25 protein-coding genes are annotated in these 24,753 nt (G+C 39.4%); 16 read left to right on the top strand and 9 right to left on the bottom strand.

From position 1 onward, the window contains the following. Window positions 1–65 precede the first annotated feature (65 nt). Window positions 66–326 carry a hypothetical protein gene (locus tag MKY45_RS02545; RefSeq protein ID WP_341172442.1) on the bottom strand — a complete coding sequence of 87 codons (261 nt, stop codon included), beginning with the start codon at window positions 324–326 and terminating at the stop codon, window positions 66–68. Window positions 327–488: 162 nt separating this feature from the next. On the opposite strand from MKY45_RS02545, the gene MKY45_RS02540 reads away from it, so the two are divergent. Together MKY45_RS02540 and MKY45_RS02535 are read left to right on the top strand one after the other, a co-directional pair. Further along, the gene (locus MKY45_RS02540) at window positions 489–1,658 is read left to right on the top strand and encodes a short-chain dehydrogenase (protein WP_193062649.1); all 1,170 of its coding nucleotides are present in this window, start codon (window positions 489–491) and stop codon (window positions 1,656–1,658) included. Window positions 1,659–1,856: 198 nt separating this feature from the next. Further along, the gene (locus tag MKY45_RS02535) at window positions 1,857–2,078 is read left to right on the top strand and encodes a hypothetical protein (protein WP_193062647.1); all 222 of its coding nucleotides are present in this window, start codon (window positions 1,857–1,859) and stop codon (window positions 2,076–2,078) included. Between the two features lie 69 nt (window positions 2,079–2,147). Here the strand turns inward: MKY45_RS02535 and MKY45_RS02530 are convergent, their stop codons facing one another. Continuing rightward, entirely contained in the window at window positions 2,148–4,145 is a 1,998-nt protein-coding gene (locus tag MKY45_RS02530; protein ID WP_193062645.1) for a penicillin-binding transpeptidase domain-containing protein, read from the bottom strand. Window positions 4,146–4,157: 12 nt separating this feature from the next. Further along, window positions 4,158–5,081 (bottom strand): class A beta-lactamase, encoded by a 924-nt coding sequence (bla, locus tag MKY45_RS02525; RefSeq protein ID WP_193062643.1) that lies wholly within the window; start codon window positions 5,079–5,081, stop codon window positions 4,158–4,160. 264 nt (window positions 5,082–5,345) lie between these two features. On the opposite strand from bla, the gene MKY45_RS02520 reads away from it, so the two are divergent. From MKY45_RS02520 to MKY45_RS02510, 3 genes are all read left to right on the top strand, one after another. Next, window positions 5,346–7,130, top strand: a complete 1,785-nt coding sequence (locus MKY45_RS02520; RefSeq protein ID WP_341172441.1) for a BlaR1 family beta-lactam sensor/signal transducer — start codon at window positions 5,346–5,348, stop codon at window positions 7,128–7,130. Between the two features lie 16 nt (window positions 7,131–7,146). After that, on the top strand, window positions 7,147–7,533 hold the full coding sequence (blaI, locus tag MKY45_RS02515; protein WP_042531371.1) for a penicillinase repressor BlaI: 387 nt from the start codon (window positions 7,147–7,149) through the stop codon (window positions 7,531–7,533). Between the two features lie 89 nt (window positions 7,534–7,622). After that, entirely contained in the window at window positions 7,623–8,153 is a 531-nt protein-coding gene (locus MKY45_RS02510; RefSeq protein ID WP_084612891.1) for a GNAT family N-acetyltransferase, read from the top strand. Window positions 8,154–8,286: 133 nt separating this feature from the next. Here MKY45_RS02510 and MKY45_RS02505 read toward each other — a convergent pair whose 3' ends face one another. Beyond that, window positions 8,287–8,937, bottom strand: coding sequence for a FusB/FusC family EF-G-binding protein (locus tag MKY45_RS02505; protein ID WP_341172440.1), 651 nt, complete (start codon window positions 8,935–8,937; stop codon window positions 8,287–8,289). Window positions 8,938–9,228: 291 nt separating this feature from the next. On the opposite strand from MKY45_RS02505, the gene MKY45_RS02500 reads away from it, so the two are divergent. The 6 genes from MKY45_RS02500 to MKY45_RS02475 all read left to right on the top strand — a co-directional run bounded on the left by MKY45_RS02500 (window position 9,229) and on the right by MKY45_RS02475 (window position 15,209). Beyond that, complete coding sequence (locus MKY45_RS02500) at window positions 9,229–9,972, top strand: hypothetical protein (RefSeq protein ID WP_341172439.1); 744 nt, start codon at window positions 9,229–9,231, stop codon at window positions 9,970–9,972. A gap of 177 nt (window positions 9,973–10,149) precedes the next feature. Then, complete coding sequence (locus MKY45_RS02495) at window positions 10,150–10,899, top strand: class I SAM-dependent DNA methyltransferase (RefSeq protein ID WP_193062637.1); 750 nt, start codon at window positions 10,150–10,152, stop codon at window positions 10,897–10,899. A 15-nt stretch (window positions 10,900–10,914) separates the two neighbouring features. Next, on the top strand, window positions 10,915–11,082 hold the full coding sequence (locus MKY45_RS02490) for a hypothetical protein (protein WP_175297024.1): 168 nt from the start codon (window positions 10,915–10,917) through the stop codon (window positions 11,080–11,082). Between the two features lie 406 nt (window positions 11,083–11,488). Further along, window positions 11,489–12,244, top strand: a complete 756-nt coding sequence (locus MKY45_RS02485; protein WP_042531364.1) for a MurR/RpiR family transcriptional regulator — start codon at window positions 11,489–11,491, stop codon at window positions 12,242–12,244. Between the two features lie 42 nt (window positions 12,245–12,286). Then, window positions 12,287–13,852, top strand: coding sequence for an alpha-glucoside-specific PTS transporter subunit IIBC (locus tag MKY45_RS02480; protein ID WP_042531362.1), 1,566 nt, complete (start codon window positions 12,287–12,289; stop codon window positions 13,850–13,852). Window positions 13,853–13,883: 31 nt separating this feature from the next. Continuing rightward, on the top strand, window positions 13,884–15,209 hold the full coding sequence (locus MKY45_RS02475; RefSeq protein WP_193062635.1) for a family 4 glycosyl hydrolase: 1,326 nt from the start codon (window positions 13,884–13,886) through the stop codon (window positions 15,207–15,209). Between the two features lie 66 nt (window positions 15,210–15,275). Here the strand turns inward: MKY45_RS02475 and MKY45_RS02470 are convergent, their stop codons facing one another. Then, window positions 15,276–15,809, bottom strand: coding sequence for a DUF1572 family protein (locus MKY45_RS02470; RefSeq protein ID WP_341173460.1), 534 nt, complete (start codon window positions 15,807–15,809; stop codon window positions 15,276–15,278). A gap of 377 nt (window positions 15,810–16,186) precedes the next feature. Here MKY45_RS02470 and treP point away from each other — a divergent pair, with 377 nt between their 5' ends. The 3 genes from treP (at window position 16,187) to treR (ending at window position 20,114) form a co-directional block, all read left to right on the top strand. Then, a complete protein-coding gene (gene treP / locus MKY45_RS02465) occupies window positions 16,187–17,623 on the top strand; it encodes a PTS system trehalose-specific EIIBC component (RefSeq protein ID WP_042531356.1) in 1,437 nt (478 codons plus the stop codon). A gap of 76 nt (window positions 17,624–17,699) precedes the next feature. Continuing rightward, on the top strand, window positions 17,700–19,385 hold the full coding sequence (gene treC, locus MKY45_RS02460; protein ID WP_193062633.1) for an alpha,alpha-phosphotrehalase: 1,686 nt from the start codon (window positions 17,700–17,702) through the stop codon (window positions 19,383–19,385). A 15-nt stretch (window positions 19,386–19,400) separates the two neighbouring features. Further along, window positions 19,401–20,114: a trehalose operon repressor gene (gene treR / locus MKY45_RS02455; protein WP_042531352.1), complete on the top strand. Its 714-nt coding sequence runs from the start codon at window positions 19,401–19,403 to the stop codon at window positions 20,112–20,114. Window positions 20,115–20,184: 70 nt separating this feature from the next. Here the strand turns inward: treR and MKY45_RS02450 are convergent, their stop codons facing one another. Next, on the bottom strand, window positions 20,185–20,595 hold the full coding sequence (locus MKY45_RS02450) for a GIY-YIG nuclease family protein (protein WP_226894740.1): 411 nt from the start codon (window positions 20,593–20,595) through the stop codon (window positions 20,185–20,187). Between the two features lie 198 nt (window positions 20,596–20,793). Here MKY45_RS02450 and MKY45_RS02445 point away from each other — a divergent pair, with 198 nt between their 5' ends. Together MKY45_RS02445 and MKY45_RS02440 are read left to right on the top strand one after the other, a co-directional pair. Then, window positions 20,794–21,666 (top strand): Hsp33 family molecular chaperone HslO, encoded by an 873-nt coding sequence (locus MKY45_RS02445; RefSeq protein WP_042531350.1) that lies wholly within the window; start codon window positions 20,794–20,796, stop codon window positions 21,664–21,666. 4 nt (window positions 21,667–21,670) lie between these two features. After that, on the top strand, window positions 21,671–22,393 hold the full coding sequence (locus MKY45_RS02440; protein WP_193062627.1) for a MerR family transcriptional regulator: 723 nt from the start codon (window positions 21,671–21,673) through the stop codon (window positions 22,391–22,393). Window positions 22,394–22,497: 104 nt separating this feature from the next. On the opposite strand, the gene MKY45_RS23225 is transcribed toward MKY45_RS02440, so the two are convergent. The 3 genes from MKY45_RS23225 to MKY45_RS02430 form a co-directional block, all read right to left on the bottom strand. Then, a complete protein-coding gene (locus MKY45_RS23225) occupies window positions 22,498–22,671 on the bottom strand; it encodes a type II toxin-antitoxin system RelE/ParE family toxin (RefSeq protein ID WP_084612888.1) in 174 nt (57 codons plus the stop codon). 173 nt (window positions 22,672–22,844) lie between these two features. Beyond that, entirely contained in the window at window positions 22,845–23,699 is an 855-nt protein-coding gene (locus tag MKY45_RS02435; protein WP_193062624.1) for a hypothetical protein, read from the bottom strand. 123 nt (window positions 23,700–23,822) lie between these two features. Further along, window positions 23,823–24,737 (bottom strand): superoxide dismutase, encoded by a 915-nt coding sequence (locus MKY45_RS02430; RefSeq protein ID WP_413465439.1) that lies wholly within the window; start codon window positions 24,735–24,737, stop codon window positions 23,823–23,825. Between the last annotated feature and the right edge of the window lie 16 nt (window positions 24,738–24,753).

Below are 24,753 nucleotides of genomic sequence, written 5' to 3'. Positions count from 1 at the left end.
AAATTAAAATAACACGAAAGCGCATACAAAGTCAACGTTTTTATAAAATACATTCTGAACTTTCTTTATTTTCTTTTTCTAAAATTATTTCGTGTTTTACCGCAAGCTCTCCTTACCTCAGCGTACTGTACAAAATAATATATAAAAAAGCCAATCACCGGTGGCCCAATATAATCAATTACATTAGCATAATTACTTCGTATAACCATCATCAACAAGGAAGCAAATAAGAACACACAAAAAAATCGTATACTTAATGGAAGCAATTTCTTTTTTTCCTTTTGAAATGCTTCTTTTGTGGATACTTCTTCCGTTTCGAAGTCCATTTTTTACCACTCCCCCACTTTAATGTAACACAAAGATTAATTTCAGAAAATAACAATTTATTTAGCAGGAAAAATGAATAGGTTTCATTGCTGATTCGCGCAAACGCTTTTACAATAAACATAAAAGGTCCTGCTAGAAAATATAAGGAGAGGAGAGATTTTTTGCAGCATTATCCTTGGGAAGCTTTGACAGTGGAAGAAATAAATCACCTGATGAAAGATGTCTCTGTGTCATGGTGGATTGCTGGAGGCTGGGCGCTTGATTTGCATTATGGACAGCAGACAAGAGAGCATGGCGATATGGATATTTTGATTAGAAGCGAAGATTTAGATGCACTAAAAAAGTATTTAGGAGAAAGCTATGAATTATTTATTGCTGATAACAGTATGTTGACACAGCTGGAAGATTCTGAAAGCCTAAGCGTAGCATCAGGCAGTCTTTGGGTCAGAAAGAAGCAGGGAACAAGCTGGTTATTCGAAATCATGCTAATAGATTCAGAGAATGACGAATGGATTTACAAAAGAGATAACCAAATCAAACGGTCTATCAGCAGGATTGGAGCACTCACAGACGATGGTATACCCTATATAAAGCCAGAGATACAATTGTTATATAAGGGCGGCAGCTCTGTTATCAGAGAGAAGGATCATAAAGATTTAGAACGGCTGCTTCCCGTTCTGAAAAAGAATGAAATAAAGTGGCTTTATTATTCATTACGTCAGCAATTTAACGGGAAGCATCCGTGGCTGGAAATCATCCATAATAAAATGAAAGACCTCCCTGCCCACACCTTGGTTATCGGCGGAACAGGAATGTTATCCACTGCTTCTTTATGGCTTGCTGATCATTCAGATAAAGTTTCCATTATCGCACGCAATCAGACTAAAATGGAGAGAGTACTTAACAAGTCGGATGCGGCTTCCTCTATTACCCCGTTATTTGTTAACTACAAAGATAGGGCGGGGCTGAAAGAAAGGATTAAAGCAGCCATCCTTCAGAACGGTCCAATCGATTTGGTTATTGCATGGATTCATTCGGATGCGCACCATGCGTTAGATATTATCTGTCATGAAGTTGCACAGGAAATTCCAGCTTGGAAACTCTATCACATCTTAGGGAGCAGCTCCAGTTTAAATCAAATAAAAGATGCTGCTGTAAAGAAATATCCAGGCTGCCAGTACAGACAAATTCAGCTTGGATTTATTTTAGAGAAAGAAGACTCCAGATGGCTAACACATCAGGAAATCAGCGATGGAGTGATTGATGCTGTTGTTCACAATCAGGAAATAAAAATTATTGGAACATTAGAGCCTTGGGATAAGCGTCCTTGAGTTATACAAATACGGATACTTTTATGAAGAAGTTGACGGAGAAATAAATAAAGCTATATGAACATTTTGTCCATATTTGAAACGAAATATGACATGTTGTACCTAAATCCCTTTACAAATTATTAACAAAAGCAATTTTTCTGATTTTCTTTGTTAAAATCGGGTAAGAGCATACATTAGAAGGAGTGATAATACATCATGCGATTGAAAAAATCTTACCTTGCAGCCTTAGGAGTTTCATTGATGCTTCTTCTTGGAGCATGTCAGGACGATGAAAATGAAGAACCGGATAATCAAGAACCAAGTCAAGAAGAAAATGACAATGAAGATGGAGCGGAATCAGAAGATACAGAGAAAAATGATAACGAAGGTGGATCAGATGAGGACAAGGTGGAGGACATTTTTGAAGGCGGGGAATAAAAAACCTATCTAAAACATATTCACCTGAATCCTCTTTGCCGGATTCAGGTGAATGCTCATTTTTATTCTTTATTGCATATATTCAAAAATACTTCTCGCCTTGGATATCACATAACCGCTGCCGCCGCGGTCCTTCACATCTTCCACCATCATTACCAATAATATGTCAGAATCGTCCTCTTCAAATCCGACAAACCAGCCATTTTCGTTTCCATTATCATCTTCCTTGCTTCCTTTTATCTCCGCTGTTCCAGATTTCCCGCCAATTACCGCTTCTGGTATATACGTGCTGTGTGCAGTACCATCCGGGCTTTCGACGACCTGAATCAAATTCTCTTTTACCAAATCAGCGGTTTCTTCGCTGATAAGTTTTTCCTTCCAAACCTCAGGTTCATCCGCTTCAACCAGAGAAGGGTATAGCATGTTTCCTTCATTAAGATAGGGCGTGTATGTTAACGCAAGATGGAGTGGGCTCATCATTACCTGCCCTTGTCCATAAGCTGTATCAGCAAGCTGTACTTCATGATCGATTTCTCCATTATTCGTCAGATTCGAAGCTGGAATAGCAAATGGGAACGGGATTTCTTCGCCAAATCCAAAAGCAGCTGCCTCTTCTAAAAAGCTGTCTTTCCCCATCTCTAAAGCTTCCTGCGCAAAATAAATATTATCAGAATGAACAAAAGCATCTCGCAGATTGACATCTGCTTTGTCATGAACACGAGTGACATAATAATCTCCCCATGAATCATCCTTTGTCCAATGAAGACCGTCAATCTGACGGACCTTTTCCGGATTGGTAATGCCGGTTTCTAATCCAATCGATGCAGTTATCGTTTTAAATACAGACCCCGGAGCATAACGGCTAATAAAACGATTTAAGAATGGTTCATCCGGGTCTTCACTCCATTTTTCCCATTGCTCGTCTGACAGTCCTCTTACAAAAGCATTTGGATTGTAACTCGGTGAGCTGACAAGTGATAATACTTTTCCTGAATTTGGATCGAGCGCAATGGAGGTTCCAGCATCCCCGTCAAACTGATTATATATTTCTTGCTGCAGTGCAGCATCAATGGTTAATTGTACATCTTCTCCATCGACAGGTTCTTTTTTGGCAAGCGTTTCTTTTACATCTCCATCTGTATTGCTGATATAAATATGAGCGCCTTTTTCTCCCCGTAATTTATCTTCAAATACCTTTTCCAACCCTGCGTTTCCAATTACATCGCCAGCAGCATAACCATCGAGCTTCTCCAGCTGCTCTGCCGATATTTCCCGGACATAGCCTGTTAAATGAGCGGTCGAAGCTCCCAACGGATAGGTACGTACGGTTTCCACGCGGGAGCTTACTCCTGGAAGTTCCACATAGGCTTCTATATCGTCTTCTTCCATTGGCAAGGTTTTTATTGGCACGAACACTTCCGGTGTTACCCAGGATGCATCCAGCGCCTGGTCTATTTCTTCCACCGAAATATCCAAGAGCTCCGCCAGCTTCTCTTTTGTTTGGGCTCCTTCTTCCAGCATGCCCGGGATAACCCCTATAACATTCGCATCATCGTTAACGGCAAGTCCGTTTCCATTCTTATCCTGCAGCTCTCCTCTTTCTGCCTCTAACGTGTTGACCTTTACTTTATCTCCTGTACTTAACTGCGGAAAAATCTGTGAGGTATTCCATTTAACCAGCCACGCTCCCTCATCTCCCTGTTCTAATGTCAGCCGGTGCCTGTATTCAATTGGACCAGCAGCGGTGTTCATTTCTACCTTATATGGAAGAGTCATAACACCTCCATCAGACTTTAACTGCTCCTCGGAATCTACCTGCGATGTCACTTGTAAATTCTCTGCTTCTATCCCATCATATATATTTTCATAGCGTTCGATAAACGCTTCTTCTGTTATTTTATTTTTTACTTCGTCAGAAAGCTGTTCATACATAGCAGAAAAATCTTTATTCTCCCAGTTGGAAAGATAATCATCCAGTACCTCTGACGGCTCTTCTTTTTTGGAGCATCCAACGATTATCAAAAGCAGCATCACCAGCAGGAGGAGAATCATTCGATAACCTTTCATTCTTCCACCTTCCTATTCTTCATTCTGCATCTGCTCGATGACACCTCGTGCTGCTTTTGCAATGACTGCATCATCGAAATCTGCGTCTTCTGTATCACGACTGGACAAAATGGAGATAACAATCGGTGCTTGATGGTCAGGCGGCCATACCACAGCAATATCATTTCTTGTACCATAGCCCCCGGCTCCGCTCTTATCGATAACTTCCCAGCCTTCAGGTACGCCAGCACGAATCAATGTATCTCCAGATTCATTCCCGGTCATCCAATCAATTAACAAATCGTGCTTATCCTCAGAGAGCAAATCACTGAGCACATATTTTTGCAAGCTTTCAGCAAGTGCTTTGGGTGTACTCGTATCTTTGGTATCTCCCGGCGCTGCTTCATTTAGATCCGGCTCCATCCGGTCTGCTTCGATTGTTTCATCACCAATTTCTCTTAGCCTTTCTTCCAGTCCATCCGGCCCTCCTAGCTCTTCCAATAACAGATTTCCAGCTGTATTGTCACTATAGCGAATAGCAGCCTCCATGATTTCTTTTAATTTCATTCCATCATCTACATGATTTTCCGTCACAGGAGAATAAGTTACTAACTCATCCTCCGTATACGTAATGACTTTCTCCAAGTCTTCCATTGATGCGGTTTGTAAAATGGCAGCAGCTGCTAAGACCTTGAACGTAGAAGCATAAGCAAACCTTTCATCCGCGCGATAAGCAACAGTCTGATTTGTTTCCGTATCTATCGCATATACGCCAAGTCTTGTATCAAATTCATCCTCCAGCTCTTTAAAAACTTCTTCACTTTGCGTTTCACGCTCCGCAGCTTCAGGATTTTTATCACTGTTTCCCGCTTCATTGGAACAGCCTGCTAACCCTATCACAGCAATCAATAACAATAAGGCCAATCCTTTTTTATTAAAAATACCTTGAATATACATCGTTTAAATTCCTCCTAAACATTCTTTTTGACTACAACTGTAATACAATACTACATATGTAGTCCTCATATGTCAATTCCTATTTTTCCATTCTTATTCAACGTTTGATAACTTTACCTCAGCGTGCTAAACTTTAACGTATTACAGATGTAATTTCAGATGCACTTATGCAGAAAGAAATATGGATGTATTTCTTTACGTCAAATAACTTTCGGTAAATTGTTTATATATTATTACCGTAAATGAAGAATGGAGACGAAAAGCATGTTTGTAACAACGCTTCTTACAGGTTTCATCATTTCTTCCATTACAGTCGGATTTATTTTGCTTATAAAAAAGCTTTTCCAAAGCCAATTATCTGCGAAATGGCAATATAACCTATGGTATTTATTGCTTGCTGCTTTGGTCATTCCATTTATCCCTGCGCACTTTCTTCCTGCCGGCAACCTATTCCATTCATTTACTGGCCCGTCCAGCGAAGGAAGTACCGCTTCGATAAATACTGCAGCGCCCGAATCCGGGGGAACCAATACAAATTGGATGCAGGACTTTTCTGTAACTGTAACGCAGACAAATACGGATCTGTTCAATGGAATTGCCGGCGGGATCTGGATTGCAGGTGCTCTCGTATTTACCGGGCTTTCCATACATGCATGGCTGAAATTAAAAGGAATAAGAAAATCTATTTCCGCGGTGGAAAATAAAGCTATTCTTGACCTTTTCAAAAGAGCGAAGCAGCAGTTAAATATCTCAAAAAATATTTCATTGGGAGTTTCCGATGAAGTACATTCCCCGTTGACATTCGGCTTGCGTAAAACCTTTGTTGTGCTGCCGGCGAATTTTGAAGAATGGTTATCTGAGGATGATATCAGGCATATCTTCCTGCATGAATTAAACCATTATAAATACAAGGATATCCCTACAAATTATCTGATGGTTTTCTTTCAAATCATCTACTGGTTTAATCCGTTGATTTGGATTGCATTTAAAGAAATGCGTCTCGACCGGGAAATTGCTTGTGATTACGCAGTACTGTTGTCTTTAGATAACAAAAATCATAAAAAATACGGAAATACCATCATTCATTTTATCGATAAATCCTCCAGCCCTCCGTACAATAAGCTGGCAAATCAATTAAATGGCTCTAAAAAGCAGATAAAGAAACGGATTGTAGAGATTGCTTCCTTTCAAGCAGACTCTAAATTACAGCGTGCCAAAAGCATGGGAATCTTTTTGCTGGTTGGATTATTTGTAATCACGCAGATTCCATTTGCTTCTGTAATGGCAAATGACAATAATCGTTATACTTCCTTTAAGCCTGAGCAGACAAACGAGGAAGACCTGAGTTCTTATTTCCAAAATTACGAGGGCAGTTTTGTTCTGTACGATATGCAGAAGGATGCATACCATATCTATAATGAAGATCAGAGCACACTGCGGATTTCTCCTGATTCTACTTATAAAATCTATAGTGCTTTATTCGGATTAGAAGAAAACATCATCACAACCGAACAAAGCACCATCGAATGGGATGGCACAGAACAGCCTTATGACCAATGGAATCAGGACCAAAATCTGGAGACGGCTTTAAACCGTTCTGTCAATTGGTATTTCCAGCAGCTTGATCAAAAATTAGGTGCAAACAGCATTCAATCCTATCTAAGCCGGATTCATTACGGAAACCAGGATATTTCTGACAGAACGAACCCATACTGGCTGGAATCTACTTTAAAAATTTCACCAGTAGAGCAGGTAGAGCTGTTGCAGGAACTTTATACCAATCGCTTTGACTTTCAGGAAGAGCATATCCAAGCTGTCAAAGAGGCCCTGCAAATGGACCAAAAAGACGGTGCTGCTCTCTACGGAAAAACGGGAACAGGTAATGTAAACGGCAAGGATATCAATGGCTGGTTTGTCGGATTTGTTGAAACAGAAACAAACACGTATTTCTTCGCAACAAATGTACAGGACGAAGATAATGCCTCTGGAAGTATAGCAACAGAAATAACCTTAGCGATTTTAAAAGATAAACAAATTTATGAGGAATAAAACCGGGGTGAGGAACATGACGGAGAAAGTACCAAGTATTTCTGAAGCAGAATGGGAAGTAATGAATGTCCTGTGGGAAAAATCACCGCAAACAGCAAATGATGTGATTACCTCCCTGCAGGGGCAAAAAGATTGGAAGGCGAAAACCGTACGCACATTGTTAGATCGGTTAGTGCAGAAAGGCGTTGCCGGTGTAAATAAAGAACAGCGGGTCTATACCTTTTACCCCCTTTATTCACAGGATGAGTGCCAGCGTGCCGAAGCGGAATCCTTTATCAAGCGAATCTATGGCGGCACGGTAAAATCCATGCTTGTACAGTTTATTGAAGAAGATTCTTTGTCTGAAGAAGAAATTGAAGAATTAAAATCGATTTTGGATGAAAAACCGAAAAAGAAAAAGTAAATTAACCAGAAAACCTTGAAGGGACTGAATGATGCGCAGATAGCAATACTTTTTACAATAGATTTAAATGATTATTGGAGGTAAAAGTATTGAAAGAAGAACTATTCACAAAAAGATTAGTCTTGAGAAAAATGCAGACATCTGACGCCAATGCTCTATTTCATATTTGGTCTGACCCGGCAGTAGCAGCATTTATGAATATCTCTGCTTTCACACACGAATCGCAGGCCATAGAAATGATTAACACATTGAATGAATTAGCTGAAACCAATCAAGCCATCCGCTACAGTGTGATTGATTTGGATTCACAGGAAATTATCGGCAGCTGCGGCTTCAATGCTATCGACCTTGAAAATGCCCGGGTTGAGATTGGCTATGATATTGCGAAAGCGCATTGGGGAAATGGATATGCTCCTGAGTCAATCCAGGTACTGATCCATGAAGCTTTTGAGAATTTGGGAATAAATCGGATCGAAGCGAAAGTGGAGCCTGCAAATGTGAATTCGGTGAAAGTCCTGAAAAAACTGGGATTCAGCTTTGAAGGAACATTACGGCAATATGAAAAGGTAAACAAAGGTTTTGTTGATATTCAAATGTATTCCCTTCTGAAAAGTAATTAATCGAATTGAAGCCGTTCTAGATCTGTTACAGGATATGGAGCGGTTTTTCTTTAGCATTTTCATTCTAAGAAAAACAGATAAAGAAAGTACGCACCTTCTTTATCTGTCTGCTTTTAAATTACTTTCATAAAAGTTACTTAGTGACTCTATCAAAAAATGTTCTTACCTTCTCTATATCTGTTACTTGCTGATTGCATAATTGACTGTCAGCGCAGATATAATTATAGTGTTTGGTAAATGTTCCGGGAACCTCTCCTTTTACGGAAGTGGTTAAACGAACAACATCTGAGTGCTGATTGCAAAGCGCACAAATACCTTTCGTTGAAGGGTGTGTAAAAGTACCCTTAAGTGCTTTAAACCCACTATCTTGCTCTATCACCATATATCTGCGTAATTTACCGGGATCATCCCAGGCTAAATAAGAAATGTGCTGAAAATCCATTTCCTCAAGGGTTGGAAGCTTCAACTTTTTCTCCTTTTTAAATAAGCTTTTTAATTTACTCGCTTCTACTGCTTTAAATGGAATAATATAGGATGCTAGCTGTTCTAAAAAAGCTTCTCCCTCTGTCCGGTCTTTTATATCTATCAACGGTTGGATTACTTTTTCTTCTTCTTCAGACCATGTAAAGGAATCGATGACATCTGCTTTTACAATTCCGCGTACTGCCAGCATGACATTTTTATCCTTTGTGGTGGTTAAGGCTCGTAAAATTTTATGTGCCTGCTGCTCTATAAAACGATAATTCGCTACTGTTATAAACGGCTCAATTATTTGTTTTTCCATTTGAACTCACTCCATTATATTAGGCTATTTGTTAAAACTTACGGCCTAAAGAGATCATTCATTATTTATTCCGGCTTACTATATTCAGACCTCTCAGACCAAAAAAGTGCCTAGTCTAGAGCAAGCATTATCAAAGAATGCTTCCATGTCGATTCCTCCTTAAAAAGAAAGCTACAGCCAGTATATCACTTTTTCAACGTAACGTTTTGCTATTTGTCAAAAGCAATCTTGAACTTCAGGATTCATTTAAAAAAACAAGGGAAATATATACATTAGAAGGAGTGATACAGCATGAGACTGAAAAAATCATATTTTGCCGTACCAGGCATATCACTTTTACTTCTTCTTGGTGCTTGTCAGGGGGAAGATGATACTTCACAGGCTGAAACAGAGGTCCCCCACCAGGAACAAGAATCCGATGAAGAAGCACTTTCTGAGAGTGATAAAACAGAAGACAATCAAGAGACTACGGAAAATATTCAAGAAGACGCAGAGTCTGAAGATAATATTAACGAGGAAAAGCAGACAGAATCCAATGACAACACAAATAGGGAAGATGCTTACTCTGAGGAAGATAGTAAAGAAAGTGAGAATACTACCGATAGTAACATTACGGAAACGAATTATTCCAGCCGACAAGAGGCTGTCGATGCGATTGATAATTATGAGGTTGTGGAGCAAACAAACCTAGGTCTCATTCCTGATATCCAAGCTTTGTCAGATGCCGGGGCAGGATCGCAGTATATTTCATGGAATATGGGGAATTGGATGGTTTTGGTAAGAGCACCAACTGATCCCGAATTGGCAACTGGGAATTATAAGGATGCAGAAGACCTTGCCCGAGATGTAGTAGACTATCTAGAGACAAATTATCTTCCTGCTCCTGACGAACGAGGTGTTATCCAAATAAATGATTCTGGTGAAGCTCCTAGTACGAATATCCGCTGGCAGCAAGGAAACACTGTTTATGAAATTGATGAGAGCATCGACAATCCAATAGACGCATTGCAAATAGCTGTTGAAAGTGCCTCTTAACACAGAATGGCTTGCCTTTGTTATATAGGGCAAGCTTTTTTCGAATAACATTACTAGCAATACTTCTGCCTTTTTATCCTTTTTTAGATTATTCCTCCATTTTATTATAGAATGGTAATATATGCTTCACGAATGCTGCAGTTTGAAATAAGAATATGACAGAATCGAGGGATAGGTATGTTCAAAGAGTACGGGGAACTAAGTACAAAATTATATGAAGTTACCAAACCAGTTGGACATTCATTGAACGGCGACATGGAATATTATCTTGAGAAAGTAAAAAATAGACAGGGTTCGGTACTGGAGGCCGGTGTTGGTACAGGCAGAATGCTAATCCCCCTTTTAAAAGAAGGAATAGCCATAGACGGCGTAGATATCTCACCAGAGATGCTGACGCAGTGCAAAACCAATATGCAAAAATATCAAGTAAACACCAATTTATTTAATCAAGATTTGATACAGCTTGATTTAAAACAGAAGTATAGCACCATCATTATGCCTTCAGGGAGTTTTTGTCTGCTTTCCAGAAACCAAATCGATACCTTCCTTCAAAGAATCTATCATCATCTGGAGGAAGACGGACTATTTATTTTTGATACCTTATTGCCAATCGGCTTTCAAACGGGTGATATGGAAATAAGCAATTATCCTATAACAGAGGATTCAGGGGTATTATTTACAAGTATAAGCAAAGGCATCGACTGGCTGGAACAAAAAATTTCCTATATCCATAAATATGAACTGCTGCATAAAGGTGCTGTAAAGAAAACCGAAATCTCCCATTTCATTCTTTACTGGTATGGATTGAAGGAATTAGAAGGTTTATTAAAACATATCGGTTTCAGTTCCATCGATTATGACATTGGTTATGGTCAAGAAAATGACCCTTCTCTCATAACCTTTAGTGCGAGTAAAGAACATAATTAAGGGAGTGAAGTTATCTTGGAGATTCAAACAGAACAATTGATTCTGCGGCCATTTACCTCATTGGATAAGGATATTCTCGTTACTTTCCGGATGTATCAGCAGATTAATTGGGATAATAAGAAAAATCGCGTATTTAAAAAGTATTGGAATATGTACGCTGAACATTTTATAGAAGATATTTAATATAAACAAAATATTACTCTGAATATAATGAAGCTCTCTGTGAAGGTAACCTCCTGGGGCTTCTTATTATTTTCTTCAAAAACGCCGCTCTCTGTTCCCTCCACCATAATATTTTCAATCAGCTGCTCTAAAAAGGATTTCTCATCCTCTCTAAAATCCCAGCTTCATATAAATGCTTTTTTCATTGGGACATGTCCCGGAAAATGAACGCATGTGTCAGCATGAGTAAAAGCATCCATAATCGCTTCCATCTATTGTTGTTCTTGAAAACAGCATTTAAAATTAAAATCAGTTGAAACCCCTTCCATCGCCGGCAGGAAAAAATTTATGGATAGTGAGGTGATTGCTTTTATACAGATTTTTAAATTATACTCCTTGTAAAGGAAGACTTACAGGAGTGATAAAAATGGATTTAATAGAAGAAGCAGTTAACCAATATTATGAAACATTTAATGCCACAGATAAGTCGATAGCCTCCTATATTCTGAAGCATCGTGAAGCTGTAGAGAAGATGACCATCAGGGAACTGGCTGATGCATGTCATTCATCAAAATCAACGATATCCAGATTTATTAAGAAGATTGGATTCGCGGGTTTTAGTGAAATGAAATATGCAATAAAATGGCAGGAACAAAAGGAGACTTCAGAAAAGTCTTATAAAAAAAGCCTCATCACTGATATACAAATGAATATTGAGCAGCTGCAGCATTGGGACTTTGAAGAAATATGCGAAGCCATTGAATCATCCGAGCGTTTATTTGTATACGGAACAGGAACAGAACAAAAATTGTGTGCAAATGAACTGAAAAGATATTTTTGGGTACTCAATAAATATGTCCATGTGATTGATGACGAAATGGATTTTCATGTATTAATGGACGATTTAACTGAAAACGATTTAATTATTATTATTTCACTTTCAGGCAATACGCCTTCCATGCTTCCTTTTGCACAGCGGATTGCTGCTAAAAAGATTCCATTGATGTCAATTACAGATTTAAAGAATAACAAGCTTGCTCAATTAACTGATTTAAGAATGTATGCGTTTGCTCATCCGCAAAAAAGCCATCTCGCTTTAGAGATTACAACATTTTCTACCTTTTTCGTTATGGTTGAGGCGCTTTTCCGGTCGTATTTAGATTATTTGGAGCAGAAAAAGTAACAACTTTTATCTATTACTATTTTAAGTTAGGGGGAAATACAGATGATGCAGAAATTCCAACGGTTTGGAAGCGCTATGTTTGTTCCGGTTTTATTTTTCGCATTTTCAGGGATTGTCATAGGCTTTTCGACACTTTTTAATGACCCTCTTATTATGGGCAGTCTTGCAGAAGAAGGCACTGCATGGTCTAAGATTTGGTTCATCATTGAAGAAGGTGCCTGGACCGTATTTAATCAAATGCCCCTCATTTTTGCAATGGGCATTCCGGTAGCATTGGCTGCCAAAGCAAATGGCAGAGCGTTAATGGAAACAATTATCATTTTTCTCACCTTTAATTATTTCATTAATGCGATGTTAACAAGCTTTCCTGGATTTTTTAATGTTGATTTCAGCCAAGAGGCCGGCGGTGTCAGCGGGCTAGCAGAGATTGCAGGGATTAAAACATTAGATACCAGCATTCTTGGCGCAATTATTATATCCGCTATTGCGGTATATTTGCACAATAAATACTATGATACGAAACTGCCAGACTATCTCGGTATTTTTCAAGGGTCTGCATTTGTAGTCATTATCGGTTTCTTCGCTATGCTGCCGGTTGCTTTCTTAACTGCCTGGTTATGGCCTTACATCCAAATGGGGATTGCATCCCTTCAAGGATTTTTAGCTAACGCGGGGAATTTCGGTGTATGGCTCTATATCTTTTTAGAAAAGATTTTGCTTCCGACAGGATTACATCATTTTATTTACGGACCATTCCAGTTTGGACCAGCTATTATTGACGGCGGAACTTATGCCAATTGGGCAGCAAATATGGGTGATTTCGCCCAATCTACTGCTTCCTTGAAAGAACTATTCCCAGAAGGCGGATTCGCCATGCAGGGGAATTCCAATATATTTGGCTTACCAGCTGCCGCTTTAGCTATCTATGTAACAGCACAAAAAGGAAAAAGAAAAGTGGTCGCCGGATTATTAATACCCGCAACCATAACGGCTGTTTTGGCAGGAATTACCGAGCCGCTTGAGTTCACGTATATTTTTGTTGCACCATTATTATTTGCTGTAAAAGCTGTTCTGGATGCTTTTCTGGCTACAACGATGTATATATTTGGCGTCACTGGAAATTTTGGCGGCGGACTGCTGGAATTCATGTCCATGAACTGGATACCTTTATTTAGCAATCACTGGATGACCTATTTAATCCAAATCGCCATTGGTATCGTCTTCTTCTTTATCTACTTCTTTGTATTCCGTTTTATGATTTTGAAATTAAATATTAAAACACCAGGACGTACTGATGAAGAAGTCAAACTTTATGGAAAAGAAGACTATAAAGAAAAGAAAAGCGCAGAATCCACAGAAAAGAATCTGGCTGGTGAATATGTGGACCTTCTCGGCGGACCAGAAAATATTGAGCATGTTACAAATTGCGCTACCCGGTTAAGAGTGCTCGTCACGGATCCTGAAAAAATAGCTTCTGATGAGCATTTTAGAAGCCTCGGCGCATCAGGTGTCGTTAAAAACGGAAATGCCATTCAAGTAATCATCGGATTATCTGTGCAAAATCTCAAAGAGGATGTAGATAATTATCTCGGAAAAGAAACAGAATAAAAAGTTTAGTCATGTACTGGAGGAATAAAGAATGAAGGATAATTTAATCATAACCATTGCCGGCGGCGGAAGTACCTACACACCAGGTATCGTCTCTGCGCTATTAAGTAATAGCAGTAAATTTCCTATTACAGAAATGCGGTTATATGATATCAATCCAAAAAGAAATAAAGATATGAAGTTAATTATCAATCAGTTATTGATTGATAAGGACAGACAAGATATGAAGCTGGTTGTAACAGAAAATCCAGAAGAAGCATTCACAAATGTGGACTTTGTTTTCTCCCAAATTCGTGTTGGCGGTCTTGCTATGCGAGAACAAGATGAGAAAATTCCGTTAAAATACGACCTGGTAGGCCAGGAAACATGCGGACTGGGCGGTTTTGCATACGGGTTACGCTCCATTGGCGGAATATTGGAGATTGTAGGCTATGTACAGCAATATGCTCCAGATGCCTGGATTCTTAACTACACGAACCCGGAATCTATCATTTCCGAAGCAATACGGAGAAAATATCCTGATGCCAATATGATAAATGTGTGTGATATGACCATATCCCTGGAAGAGACCATTGCATCTAACTTTGGGTACGACAGAAAAAACTGGATACCAACTTACTATGGTCTAAATCATTACGGCTGGTATAGCAAAATATATGATACGTCGTTAAAACGGGATGTTATGCCTGAAATTATTGACAAGCTGCGTCAAGTTAATATGGACGTTGCCGAATTTAATGAAGGAGATCGATATTGGGCGAAGACGTATCAACTGATGTCTGCCATGGTGAAATATTTCCCTGAGGCACTGCCTAATAATTATTTAGAATATTACTGGTTCCCCGATCTTATGGTTGAAAATGAAGATAAAAACTTCACCAGAGCCAATATGGTGATGGAGGGCCGTGAAGCAAACACACGTAAAATGGCAGAACAAATCAGAAATGGAGAAACAGAAGATATTCTGCATTTCAACTTTGGTGAACATGGTAACTATATTGTAGATATAGCTGTTGCGATTTTAAATGATGAACCGAAACGTTTTATGGTTATTACACCTAATAAAGGGTCAATTCCAAATTTAAGAGAAGATGCAGTTGTAGAGGTCCCTGCCTATATCGGCGCCACCGGTGTAGAACAGCTTGCTTTACATCCTATCAATGATTTTCATAAAGGAATGATGGAAGCACAGGTTGCAGCAGAAAAACTGCTTGTGGATGCATTTTTTGAGAATTCCTATGACAAAGCCTTACAAGCATTTACCTTAAATCAAACCGTACCGTCTGCGCGAGCAGCTAAACAAGTCCTTGATGATATGTTGATTGCGAATAAAGATTATTGGCCTGAACTCCGTTAATTCAAAATATAGTGTTCTCTCTCTAAAAAGCTTTTGGGTGGCAAGAAGAAGCCACCCAAAAGCCTTTTATTTATATTTTCTCCGCATTTCTTCTAAATACGCTTCCGATTTCCCTCTAGGAATACTCAGTGTTTCCCAGTCCTCCCCTTTTACTTGTTTACCTATATAAACAATCTGTCCAACATGATAAGCATAATGAGCCAGCTGTCTTTCAATCGCATCTATTACTGTGTGTTCTTCACTCCGAATCAGAATAGTCTTTAATAAATCATCACCGCTTACTTCATGCAATGCTTGAAAGAGGACTTTCCAGCCGTTTTCCCAGGTGTTTCTTAATTCTTGCAAAGAATATATTGTCTCTTCAAATTCCTGGTCACGGTCTCTGGTTGGCTTCTCACCATCTGATGTTAAAAAATTGGTCCATCTCGATACCATATTGCCATACAAATGCTTTACAATCACAGCAATACTGTTGGATTCTTCATTCAAACTCCAATGAATATGCTCTTCCGCCAATTGATTGATTGTTTTATCGCCAAGTTCCTTCACACTCTGAAACCTTTTGCGTACGACATGCAGATATTCTTCCTCTATTCCCATCATCATGTCCCCCTCCTATTTGAATCCATTTTCATTGTCTTCTCTTCGTCATCCTGCCTTCAATATACAAGATTCACAAAATGATAACAATTTATCGCAGTGTAACTGGCTGGGACTGGGGCTGCGATTACTCGTCCCACCGAAGGGTTTTGTAAGACTCCCACTTCAAGAATGGAGGGAAATCAAAAATTCTAAGTGGGAGATCCAACAGCCAGTAACGGCTCGATTCGTTCAACTAATCTTCAGCGGGGATAAAAAAACCCCACTGAAAGAAGTTTCATTTTATCCTTCAACTTCTTATTGACAAACTTGTATATACAAGTTAAACTGTAAGCGATAACACTTGTATATACAAGATACAAAGAGGAGGTAAGACATTGAGTAAATTTACTGGCGATGCAAAGAAGCTGCTGGAAAAAGTCGGTGGAAGTGAAAACATATCTGTGGTCACACACTGCGCTACCAGGATGCGGTTTGTTTTAAATGACCCGGAAAAAGCAGATGTCGAAGCTATAGAAGATATTGATATGGTAAAAGGGACCTTTACACAGGCTGGACAATTCCAAGTAATTATCGGAAATGAAGTTGCTTCCTTTTATAATGAATTCACAAAAATTTCTGGGGTTGGTGACACTTCTAAAGAAGATGTCAAAGAAGCTGCAAAGCAAAATATGAATATCATGCAGCGGCTAGTATCTCATTTAGCAGATATATTCACGCCGATTATTCCCGCATTGGTTGTCGGAGGACTAATCCTAGGTTTCCGAAACGTAATTGGTGATATTGAGATGCTGAATAATGGAACGCTGACCTTGGCTGATTCCTCCCAATTTTGGGCAGGTTTATATGATTTTCTTTGGCTGATTGCTGAAGCGATCTTTCATTTCCTCCCTGTTGCTCTTACCTGGTCTATCTCCAGGAAGATGGGAACGACACAAGTACTCGGAATTATTTTAGGTCTTACATTAATTTCTCCACAGCTTTTAAATGCCTATAGTGTGGTCGAAACATCCGAAGTACCGGTTTGGGATTTTGGCTTCTTCCAAATTGAAATGATTGGCTACCAGGCCCAGGTTATCCCGGCTATTTTAGCAGGTTTTGTATTAGCTTATTTAGAAATTGGCTTGCGAAAAATTATCCCGCAGGTTGTATCCATGATTTTTGTACCTTTCTTTGCATTACTTCCAACAGTAATTATTGCCCATGTAATCTTAGGCCCTATCGGCTGGACAATCGGTACATGGATCTCAAATATTGTATATGACGGATTAACTTCTGCAGTCGGCTGGTTATTTGCAGCGGTATTTGGATTTGCCTACGCACCGCTTGTTATTACTGGTTTGCATCATATGACAAATGCCATTGATTTGCAGTTGATGAGTGAATTCGGGGGAACAAACCTCTGGCCGATGATTGCCTTATCAAACATTGCCCAAGGTTCTGCCGTTGTCGCAATGATTTATCTTAACCGAAAAGATAAGAAAGAACAGCAAGTAACCATCCCGGCAGCAATCTCCTGTTACTTGGGAGTTACTGAACCGGCATTGTTTGGTGTTAACTTACGATATCTGTTCCCGCTTTTCGCTGGTATGGCAGGATCTGCCGTTGCAGCAGTGATTTCAGTCGGCTCAGGTGTCATGGCTAACTCCATTGGTGTTGGCGGAATACCAGGAATCTTATCTATTCAGGTACCGCATATGCTGATGTTCGCTGTAGCAATGGTCGCAGCAATTGTTATTCCATTCATCTTGACAGTGATTTTATCCAAAACAAAAATGGGCGTAGACGCGTACAAACGCTTAGGTAAAAAATAAAGTGAGGAGGGAGCCTCTCTCCCTCCTCCATTCATATAAAAATAATTGAAACACAGCAACATTTAGGAGGTTGATTATGGAAGAAAAATGGTGGCAAAAATCCGTCGTTTATCAAATTTATCCAAAAAGCTTTAACGATACGACAAGCAACGGAATGGGCGACATTAACGGAATTACAGAAAAACTCGATTATTTAAAAGAACTGGGGGTTGATGTCATTTGGCTTACCCCTATTTACCTTTCTCCTCAAAAAGACAATGGATACGATATTGCTGATTACTATGCAATTCAACCAGAATTTGGAACCATGGAAGACTTTGAAACAATGATGGAAAAAGCACATCGTCTTGGTTTAAAAATAATTATGGATATCGTTGTAAACCATACATCCACCAGTCATAAATGGTTCCAGGAATCCAGAAAATCGAAGGATAACCCTTACCGAAACTATTATATTTGGAAGGATGGCAAGCCTGGCGAGCTGCCGACAAACTGGGAGTCCAAATTTGGCGGCAACACATGGGAATATGATGAAGCAACCGGCTCTTATTATCTGCATCTCTTCGATGTTACCCAGGCAGATCTCAATTGGGAAAATGAAAAAGTCCGCGACGATGTCTATCAAATGATGAATTTTTGGCTGGATAAAGGGGTAGATGGCTTTCGTTTAGATGTGATCAACTTAATTTCTAAAGACCAGCGTTTTCCAGACGATGATGGCAGTGTACCACCAGGAGACGGACGTAAATTTTACACAGACGGCCCGCGGGTACATGAATTTCTTCATGAAATGAATCAGGAAGTTTTTAAAGGACGTAAAACCCTCACTGTCGGGGAAATGTCCTCTACCTCCATGGAGGATTGTATCAAATATACAAATCCAGAACGCGAAGAACTGGATATGACATTCAACTTCCATCATTTAAAGGTCGATTATCCAAACGGGGATAAGTGGACAAAAGCACCATTTGATTTTCTTTATCTCAAGCAGCTGCTATCCGACTGGCAGACCGGGATGCAAGAAGGCGGCGGCTGGAATGCGCTCTTCTGGTGTAATCACGACCAGCCGCGAATCGTTTCCCGTTTTGGAGATGATACAACATACCATAAGGAATCTGCAAAAATGCTGGCAACAACGATGCACATGATGCAGGGTACGCCTTATATTTATCAGGGAGAAGAAATCGGCATGACCAACCCTGGTTTTGAAGATATTTCCCAATACCGCGATGTCGAATCACTGAATATGTACAAAATAAAAAAAGCTGAAGGCTTATCTAATCAGGAAATTATTGAAATTCTGCAGCAAAAGTCCCGTGATAACTCTCGAACTCCTATGCAATGGAACCATTCAGCCAATGCCGGGTTCACAGAAGGTATTCCTTGGATCGGTCTTCCTGATAATTATCAAGAAATCAATGCAGAAGCTGCAGTGGCTGATAAAACATCTATTTTTTACCATTATCAGAAGCTTATTCAGCTTCGAAAAGACTACCAAGTGATAACAGATGGAAAATATGAGCTGATTTTACCAAAGGACTTTGCAATTTTTGCGTATATAAGAGAAAATGAGGATACAAAACTATTAGTAGTAAACAATTTTTACGCAAACGAAGCAGAGCTGGGTTTACCTGAATCGATTCATCGTGCATTTACAGACAGCGAGATTATACTGTCTAACTATACCGATTCCCCATCTTTAACGTCAGATCAGATTTCACTGCGGCCGTATGAGTCTGTTGTTTACTATCTAAAGAAATAACTGGAGTTAATTGCGATGCGAAATAAATATGTCCTTATTTATCAAGAAATGGTCCAAAAAATAGAAAAAGAAACGTTTAAAGCAAATGAATTTCTTCCCTCGGAAAATGAATTAGCCGAGCAGTATCAAACCTCCCGGGAAACAATTCGGAAAGCATTAAATTTGCTTGCTCAAAACGGGTATATTCAAAAAATCCGCGGGAAAGGATCCACGGTGATTGAACGGAATAAATTTGACTTTCCCGTATCCGGGTTAGTCAGCTTTAAAGAATTAGCTGATAAAATGGGAGAAAAGCCAATTACTGCTGTTCATCAATGTGCCAAAGTCAGCGCAAATGATTTTATCCAGAAGCAATTAAAGCTCAAGGATAACCAGGAAGTCTGGGAAATTATTCGGACCCGTTCCTTCTCTGAACAACGTATTATTTTGGACAAGGATTATTTAATCACAAAAACGGTTCCGTACATTTCCAAAGACATTGCTGAAACGTCTATTTATAACTATCTTGAAAATGAGTTAGGACTGATTATCAGCTTTGCAAAAAAAGAAATCATTGTAGAAGAACCAACAGCAGAGGACCGTGAATTATTAGATTTAGAAGGTTTTCATAATATCGTGGTGATAAAAAATTATGTCTATCTAGACGATGCGACATTATTTCAATATACCGAATCCAGGCATCGTCCAGATAAGTTTCGTTTCGTGGATTTTGCCCGGAGAGAACATTAAAGACAGGCTGCTGCAGGAATAGAATTGACTGCAGCAGCCTTTTCTCTGCCTAAATATTCCGCTGCTGATGCTAAAAACCAATAAAATCAGGCATTTCCTCACCAGAATAAAACAAATGCGAAAAACATCTGCAATCCGATGATCCGAAGCCTTTTACCGGCATTGTTCCTGCATTTTCCCGCATCAACCGCTGAAAAAGCCCGCATTCCCCTTCCAAACCGGGATACGTTTGCACAGCCTCAATTTGTAAATAAGGGCGTAAATAATCTATATGCCAGCGCTTCTTTTTGTCTATCTGAAGATGCCTGTCCACCCGCGCACGAATATTCCGTTTGGCACTGCCAGCATATACATAATACCCTTTTGGAAAATGAAATTGCCCCAGCTTGCCAATTGGAATAGCGCTCATATCTTCCGGAAGCCACGCCTTCACTGCATAAAGTGTATCTGTTTCCTGTACAGAATAATGTATAAGCTTCAACTGTTTTATCACCTCCACGGTAACCATGCTGATGAAAATACCTGAAATGTTCCTTTGCTTTCTATTCCTGTTAATTCTATTTTAAGATAAACTGTCCATATTGTAAAAGACCGTTCTTCCTTTTTACACTCTTCCAAATGAAGCTTGAACCTTACGTCACGTCATGTTTTATCCTATTATTAGAAAGGAGCGGATCACATGATAAATACAATTATAAAAACCCTTATTTTAGATAAAAGTATCCGTTTATACTTTACGGATAACACAAAAATGCTACAGGAAATCATGGAGTTAAGTACAATAAAGGATAAGACCTGCTGTTTTGCTTTAGCTAAAGCGGTTTCCATTCTGAGCCTTCTTTCCGCAGCACTGAAGGATAATCAGCGAATCAGCTTGGTTATTACATTAACGAACAAGAATCATAAAATATATGCAGATACAGATGCAGGAGGAAATGTACGCGGCTACGTCAGCCAAGCACTTTTAAAAGCATCCCGACAACAGAATTCAAACCACTCACTCCAGGACCTTATCGGGACAAAAGCTTCCATACGAATGATGAAAGGATTGGAAATGAGCCAATTCACTGGGGTTACAGATATGCCTTATCAAAATATGGACGATGATTTTGCCTATTATTTTAAACAAAGTGAGCAGACAGATACCATGATACAAACAAATATTGAATTGGACAGGAATAGCTGTCTTCTTAAAAGTTATGGAATCTATGCGCAGGCCTTGCCTGGAGCTGAGGAAGGTGCATTGGATTTTGTACGGGAGCAATTCGAAGCAGAAAACCTTGCTTCTTTGCTGCTTAACATGAATGACGCCGAGATAGAAAAGGCGTTGAACCAGCGCTTTTATCGTTCTAAAGTGTTGGAACATAAGCCAATCCAATTTTCCTGTTCCTGCTCGAAGGAAATGTTTTATGGCTTTCTGTATTCCCTATCTGCAGAAGAATTACAAAAAGCCGTGGAAACAAGCACTTCTATTGATACAACATGCCATATTTGCGGCAGAAGCTATGTATTTCACCCTTCTGAAATACAAACTATTTTACAAACGAGGTGAGCACATGCCAGATTACTGGTCAACCGGGCAATTAGCAGCGCTGACAGGACTTTCCATCCGTACACTAAGGTACTATGATCAAATCGGGTTATTTTCGCCTTCTCTCTATACAGAGGCGGGACATCGGCGCTACACCAGCGAGGATATGCAGATGCTGCTGCAAATTCTCGTGTTGAAAAGAATGTATTTACCATTGGAGGAAATAAAGGAGATTATCCAAACACACAACGAGAACCTATTAGATACACTCGATCAACAAATTAGCCGGGTCAAAGCAGAATTAGCTGTTCAGGAAAAACTGCTGAGCCAGTTAGAATATACCAAACAGGAAGCAGCTAAGATGGAAACTATTTCTTTCCAAGAGCTGACCTCCCTTTTTGAATTGATTCGATTAAATCGTTCCGACTATTTTACAAATAAACAGCTTGATAAAATGAGAGAACACTATCTTCATACAGGAAAAAAAGCATACAAACAAGGGGAAAAACGCTTTAAAGAACTGCTTGGAGCGTTAAAAGACAAGCATGAAGATGGCGTATCTCCACAGGATCCATCCGTTCAGAGCTTGGCAGAGGAATGGCAAGAATTGATGGATACTTTTTCAGGAGGAAATAAGGACTTGATAGAGAGCGCCGAAAAGTTTTACGCTAAAAACCCACAGCCTGCTTTGCATTTTGGCTTGGACAGTGTGTTGTATAGATATATTCAAGCTGCTTTGGAGGAATAGCGAAAAGATGCACGACAGTAACTATCTGTATGCCAGAAAAGGCTGATACCAAACCAAGAAAAAAATGACTTGTATCAGCCTTTATTTTCTATGATTAATTAAAATCATTTTACTAAATCATCGTATTTCTGAGCGCCAAATAAAACGCGCATAATCAATACATTTTTGTTCTTAATCAAGTAGAAAACAATATAATTCTCAACAATAGGTTTACGATAACCTCGTCCCCTTATTATTTTATCTTTTGCCAGTTCACAAGAGAATGGAAATAGGTTCAATCACTTAATTCCCGATTCTATTTTATTCATTAATTTATTCTTTTTACTTTAACCCAACAAACTATTCCTTTAATGCTTCGGAAGATGAAATATTTTTTTTCGCACCAAAAAAACGACTCCTTTGCAACGAAGCCGTTTTTTCCTTGTTAATATATAGAAGCAAATCATACATCTTATGCTTCATTATCCTCCGTCTCTTCGTCTTCCAATTGCTCTTCCATATGTTCATCAGGGGCTACCTGTTCAACCTTGATCTCATCATCCAATACGTCCTCTAACTGGAAAAAACCTTCATCGTAATCAAAGTCTAGTGCATAATCCTCTAATTCCATACTTGTTGTAACCTCACCATCATTTGAGCTCATCTCCATCTGGACGATGACAAAGGTTTCGGTATCAAAATAATAGTCGATTTCCTCCTCTCCATCTGTGAATACGAAGTGATGCGCATCATATTCATTAACAGCAGTCTCACCTTCATAGGTAATGTTGTGCGTATCCATCATCTCGCGAATCTGATCTTCTTCCATTTGGATTTCTGCTGGATTTGCTTCCACATCTAACATTTCGATTTCGTATGCCGTATCATCACCCTCTGTATAATTGATGGAAGTTTCACTATCATCAGAGGCGCTATATTCTACTGGGCCGCCATCTGTCTCTATTTCCGTACGTTCACTGACCGTTCCATCTTCATTATTCATTTGCCATGAGTACATATGCATCGTAGTAGAAGATTCTGTTTCAGCGTTCTCTTCTCCTCCCAGTTCTTCCTCCAGCTCCTCATCTAAGGACATCTCCATGGTAATCGTTGCTTCTTCATAACGCTGATCAATTCCAGACAAAGCATCTAGGGCTCCCTCCAGAAGCTCTTCTTCCTCATTTACCTCTCCCTCTTCTGTTTGATCAACTTCTGGTGTATCTGTTCCATTGCCATTGTCTTCTGCGTCATTTTCCCCTGTATCATTACATGCCGCTAATATTAGTAAAAAAGATACCATGACTGCCAAAATATAATGCTTCTTCACACAACTTTTGTCCTCCCTCATTTTTACATCTACAGGAGGATTTCCCTTCAAAATGAGTGCTAAAACTTTCATTTTAAAAGAAAATTTGGTATTTGCTTAAATTTAAACATTTTATAACGCCTATTAAAAAGGCTGCCATTTCAATTGTTTTGCCTTATTAAATCGGTTCTCCACTTCCGTCCAATTGACAATATTCCACCAATTATCTACGTAATCCTCTTTCACATTCTCATATTGCAGATAATAGGCATGCTCCCACACATCAAGGACGAGAAGAGGTACCACATCCCATTGACTTAAATTTTGATGCTTTTCCGCCTGAAGAATCTCCAGACGTCTTGCCCGCGGAGACCATACTAAAATAGCCCAGCCACCTCCTTCAACATGATTTGCTGCTTCTGTAAAATGTGCTTTAAACTGGTCATAGCTGCCAAAGGATTGCTCGATTTCATGCAGTAAATCTCCAGTAGGCTCCCCGCCCCCATCCGGGCTCATCACCTTCCAAAATATCGTGTGTAGATAATGTCCTGCACCGTTAAACGCTGCTTCTCTTTCCCAATGCTTAATCAGGTCATAATTATTATCCCAACGCGCCTGCTGCATTTCCAGTTCCGCTTTATTTAAACCGTCCACATAGCTCTGATGATGCTTATCATGATGCAGCTCCATAATCCGGCGTTCGATATAAGGCTCTAAAGCATCATAGCTGTACGGAAGCGGCGGAAGCGTATGGCCGCCGATTGGAACCACTCTTTCACGATTCCCTTCTGCTCGCATTTCCTCCGTGTACTGTTCTATATACTGGTTAAATGTTGTGTACAAATGATTCGCTTGGTTATAAGCCTCCTGTTCTTCTATAGCTTGATGATTTGCAAGCTCCTTTTGAAATTGATTGAATTCCTTTTCCCATTCAGCTAATGCATCTCTACGGACATCCTCTTGAAAAGATTCCCTTGCTTCCCGATATGTTTGCGCCATCTCTTTACACCATAATTCTATTGAATGAAGATATTCTGACAATGAAAAAGCCTCCCTCAAATTAGTCGTTAATACT

It is taken from the genome of Oceanobacillus sp. FSL K6-0251 (assembly GCF_038004725.1).
GTDB classification, from domain to species: domain Bacteria; phylum Bacillota; class Bacilli; order Bacillales; family Amphibacillaceae; genus Oceanobacillus; species Oceanobacillus oncorhynchi.
The sequence above is the reverse complement of the archived record's forward strand: the minus strand, read 5'-3'. Positions and strand labels throughout refer to the sequence as shown.